4 protein-coding genes are annotated in these 4,549 nt (G+C 61.4%); 1 reads left to right on the forward strand and 3 read right to left on the reverse strand.

All coding sequences use genetic code 11. The annotated features are described in order from the left end of the window. Nucleotides 1-185: 185 nt before the first annotated feature. On the forward strand, nucleotides 186-701 hold the full coding sequence (locus tag FJY68_13490; protein MBM3332838.1) for a hypothetical protein: 516 nt from the start codon (nucleotides 186-188) through the stop codon (nucleotides 699-701). A gap of 241 nt (nucleotides 702-942) precedes the next feature. Here the strand turns inward: FJY68_13490 and FJY68_13495 are convergent, their stop codons facing one another. The 3 genes from FJY68_13495 to FJY68_13505 form a co-directional block, all read right to left on the reverse strand. After that, entirely contained in the window at nucleotides 943-2,037 is a 1,095-nt protein-coding gene (locus FJY68_13495; GenBank protein ID MBM3332839.1) for a histidinol-phosphate transaminase, read from the reverse strand. Between the two features lie 100 nt (nucleotides 2,038-2,137). Further along, nucleotides 2,138-3,604 carry a flippase-like domain-containing protein gene (locus FJY68_13500; GenBank protein ID MBM3332840.1) on the reverse strand — a complete coding sequence of 489 codons (1,467 nt, stop codon included), beginning with the start codon at nucleotides 3,602-3,604 and terminating at the stop codon, nucleotides 2,138-2,140. Further along, complete coding sequence (locus FJY68_13505) at nucleotides 3,145-4,113, reverse strand: glycosyltransferase family 2 protein (GenBank protein ID MBM3332841.1); 969 nt, start codon at nucleotides 4,111-4,113, stop codon at nucleotides 3,145-3,147. Before FJY68_13505 ends, FJY68_13500 begins: the two co-directional genes overlap by 460 nt. Between the last annotated feature and the right edge of the window lie 436 nt (nucleotides 4,114-4,549).

Genomic DNA, 4,549 nt, shown 5'->3' on the forward strand with positions numbered 1-4,549 from the left:
GCTTCCTGTTCTTTCTGATAGTCTGACATACAGCGGTGTCTCCTTTCTTGGGCTAACGCCCGGTTCTGCAATCACATAGAATCGTAGACACCGCTCTTCCTTTTTCCACAACATTCGATGATACCTCCCACGGCGGCACCCATCGATTCCAGCGAGACGATAAACCCACCCATTTCGAGATCGCCATGAAATCACTCGCCATTCAGCTTCTCTTTGCCCACACCCCGCAGGCCCGCGGCCGGGGCGAGCGGATCAACGGGTCATTCCAGGGCCGACTGGTCGCCGAGCTGCGCCGGGCCGGCATCAAGACCGCCGCAGCCGCCACCGACTATCTCAACCGCGTATTCATCCCCAAGTATGCCACACGCTTCGGAACAAAGCCCCGGAATCCCGACTCCGCCTTCCGCAGGCCGCCACCGGGTACGGACCTGAGCGCCGTCCTCTGCGCTCACCACCGCCGTAACGTAGAGAATGACAACACCGTAAGCTTGCACGGGATCCGCTACCAGCTACTGCCCTCACGTCGGACCGTCAGACTGGCGGCAACCGACGTCGACGTACAGGAACGGTTTGATGGTACCGTCCACATCTTCCATCCCCGAGCCGGAGAAGTCCCCCATCGCCGACTCACCGCTCAACCCAGGGCTGTACCGACCAACCAGTCAATGCCCTATGACGTTTCAGCTTTGCAGAGGGTATGACAGAATCGCTCTGCGTTGACAGCAACTGCGCCTCTTAGGCAGGCGAAGAGCCACTCGCCGAAGTCTGAGCTGCTTGTCATGAGATGCTGTCCCGGAGGTGAAAGTTAGGCTCGGCCTAAGTCTGGCTCTGCCATCGATTACGCCGATGCCTGCGCTCTTGGCAAGACCGGACTCCAGCCCGCCGAAGAGTCAGCGAACCGTAGTCCGGAGACCGGACTCCGGCGTTCGGACGTGCCGAGGTCTAGCGCACAACTTCACACAATGCCTTCATGAACCGCTTGTTCTCGGCCGGCGTGCCGACTGAGACGCGGAGGGCATTCGGGAAGTTGTACTCCTTGACCGTCCGCGTGATGACGCCGCGGTGCTGCAGCTGCTCGAACATCTCTTGTGAATCAACCGCGAAATTGATGAAGACGAAGTTAGCATAGCTCTTCAGGTAGAAGACCTTGTTCAGCTTCTTCAGTTCCCGGTAGAGGAACTCCTTGCCCGCCTCGTTGTTCTGGCGGCTGCGGACGACGTGGCGCTTGTCATCCAGCGCCGCGACCGCGGCGGCCTGGGCGCAGCGGCTGGCGTTGAAGGGCAGCCGGACCTTGGCCAGGCAGCCGATGATTTCCGGCCGGGCAAAGCCGTAGCCGATGCGGAGTCCGGCCAGTCCGTAGATCTTGGAGAAGGTGCGCAGGACAAGAACGTTCTTGTTCTGGTTGTAGTAGTCGAGAGCCTTGGGATAGTCGCGGCTGGTGATGTACTCGGAGTAGGCTTCATCGATGATGACGAGCACGTGCTCCGGCACCTTGGCCATGAACTCGTTCAGCGCGTCCTTGGTGACGATGGTGCCGAGCGGGTTTATCGGGTTGTCGATGTAGACTATCTTCGTCCGCGGGGTGATCCTGAGAAGCATCTGCTCAAGATCGTGCGTATACTCGAGGGTCGGGACTTCGAGCAGCCTCGCGTTCGCGATGGCGGCGCCAAGGCGCGCCATCATGAAGGAGTGGTCGGACATCACCAGTTCATCGCCCGGTTCCAGGTAAGCGAGGCAGGCCATCATGATTATGTCGACCGAGCCATTGCCGAGAATCATGGACACCGGGTCGACCTTGTGAACAGCGTTGAGTTTGGTGCGCAACAGGTGACCCGAGTCCTCCGGGTAGTAGTGCAGCTCTGGCAGCACGCGGCGCAGAGCCGAGATGGCGCGAGGCGACGGCCCCAGCGGGTTCTCGTTGGATGCGAGCTTGATGACCGGGCCCTTGATACCCAGCTCGCGGACAACCTGCTCAATCGGCCTGCCAGGCTTGTAGGGCCGGATCCCCTCGATGTTTGGTCTGGGAACTGGTAGCATAGCCAACCTCCTCTAGAAGATGACTTCAGGATTCAGGGGGTAGAGGGAAAGGACTCGGGACTTCCGGTTTCCCTGACCGGTATCTCCGCATCCTTGATACCTAGACCCCATTGCCTGTCTTTCGTCCCGTGACGGCGAACAGCACCCCCCCGGCCAGGGCGAACACCAGGTCCAGCGCCAGGAAGAGCAGGGCAGACGCCAGCGCCGGCTCCTGGGCAAGGTGCCCGGTAAGCCAGGTCGGGGTGAAGAAGAGCACAAACGCCCACTCGCGCACGCCGAGCCCGCCGATGGTCGGGATGTTGACGACGATGTTCAGCAGCGGAATGAACACGAAATAGTAGACCAATGGTACCGTGCCACCGATCGCCCGCGCCACACTGTGCCAGGAGAGTGCGAGCATCGCCTGTACGCCGATGCCGGCCGCGAAGCTGGCGAGCAGCGAGGCCCGATGGTGGCGGAACTGCTTGACGGCATCATAGGCGCGGTCGAGGCGCGCACCGATCTTGAGCAGTCGAATGCTGCCGAACACGCGGTTGGTGAGTCGGTGCCCGGTGTCACTGAAGAAAGCGAGCGTGACGAGTAGCAGCAGAACCAGGCCGGTACAGAGCAAAACGAGGATGCCGGGGCCGCGGAAAGACACGCCGAATGCGTTCAACTCCAGCGCCCGCGACTGCGCGCTCGTGGCAAACAGGCCGATAGCGACGACCACAGCCAGGAACATCAGGCTCGTGAACCCGATGAGCCGATCGAGCAGCGTGGCCGAAAACGCTTCAGCGGTCCGGTCCTTCGGCGCGGTGTAGGCAATCCTCATCACGTCACCGCCGATCGAAGTCGGCAGCAGCTTGCAGAAGAAGAGCGAGATCGTGAAGACCCGGGCCAGGTAGAAGACCCCGTACCGCAGGTCGCGGGCGTGCAGCAGCACCTGCCAGCGCCAGGCGGAGATCAGGATGAAAGCGACGTACCAGAGCGCGGCGAGCGCCAGCGGCCCGGCCCCGGCGGTGCGGATCAGGCCCCACGACGCCCCAAGCTTGCTCCGGAAAAGCCACGCCAGCAGCCCAAGCAGCACGAGAGAAAGCAGCGCCCGGGCCACGGTTGAGAGCGTGCTCTTCAACCGCGGTCTCCATCGCTCCCTCTCGCCCCATCCGTCTCTTCTGTCCCATTCTGCTTCCGAACCAGGCGCTCTAGCCGATCCAGCCGGTCGCTGATTCCGGCGAGCGATTCTCCCAGGAAGCCGGCGGCGAACAGCACGAGCCCGGCCACCACGAGCAGGATAACGAGGTAGAGCAGCGGGCGGAACCCGTGACCGGCCAGCCGCAGAATGACGGCCAGCAGCCCGACCAGGAAACCCAGCACCAACGCTCCCGTCCCCAGCACGCCGAAGTAGAGCATGGGCTTGCGCATGAACGTGAGCTGGAATGCGACCGCAACCAGGTCGAAGAGACCGACAAGAATCCGTGCCCGCCCCGAGTACTTGGCCTCGCCGAACTTCCGGGGCCGAAGCACTACGGGAATCTCGGCAACGCGGAAACCACGCGCCGCGGCCAACGGCACGATGTACCTGTGCCAGTCCTTGCGCAGGCCTACGCCTTCCAGCACTTCGCGCCTGAAGGTCTTGAGCGCATTGATGTCATGGACCTTGATGCCGAACATCACGCGCGCGAGCCTGTTGTATATGGAGGAAACCACGCGCTTCTCGTACTTGCCCTGCTTGCGGCCGGTGACAATGTCCGAACCCTCGCGCAACTTCTCCACCTGCGCGACCACGTCTTCGGGCCGGAACTGGAGATCGGCGTCGAACACCGAAACGAACTCGCCCTGAGCGCTCTCCATACCGGTCATTATTGCCGCGGTCTTGCCCAGATTGGTATGGTGACGGAGGACCGTCAGGAAATGGTACTGTGCCTTGGCGGCAACAGCAGTCTCGTAGGTGCCGTCGGTCGAGCCGTCATCGACGATCACAACTTCATAGTCAGCCGGCAGCTTGGCCGACAATTCGCCCAGCAGCGGAGCAATGTTCTCGGTCTCGTTGAACGCGGGCACAATCACAGTTACCGACGGCTTCGAGGAGAACCCCATAACTGCCCAAATATAACACAATTACCGATGCTGTCAAGGTCTGCAGGAGACTTGTCAAGGGTAGGAGATGCGGACGGTGTGCTACATCAGCACCTTAAGACGCTGAAAATACTACACTTATGTCGAGGATCCGACAGAAAGAGAAGGGGCGAAGCCCCAGGCCAACACAACGCTGCGGCCTGGCCGCCAGGAATCGTTGCAAGTAGCTGAGATACTGTGCTTTACGCCGTAGGGATGCCGCGAGTCAGTGGCCGGATACTTGACCTGCCGGATGGTGGCCTGGGCGCGGACGGGACATGGGTTACACTCTATTGTCAGGACATGGGTTACAGTCCTTGTCGCCGGGCGGCGGGTTTTCTGCCGCCGGGCAACGCCTGATTCTGCCGTTCTTCGACTCTAACCCACCCACCACAAGATCGCAGAACCACACCCGCCA

This window comes from candidate division WOR-3 bacterium (genome assembly GCA_016867815.1).
In the GTDB taxonomy this organism is placed as follows: Bacteria; Hydrothermota; Tepidihabitantia; order Tepidihabitantales; family Tepidihabitantaceae; genus UBA2258.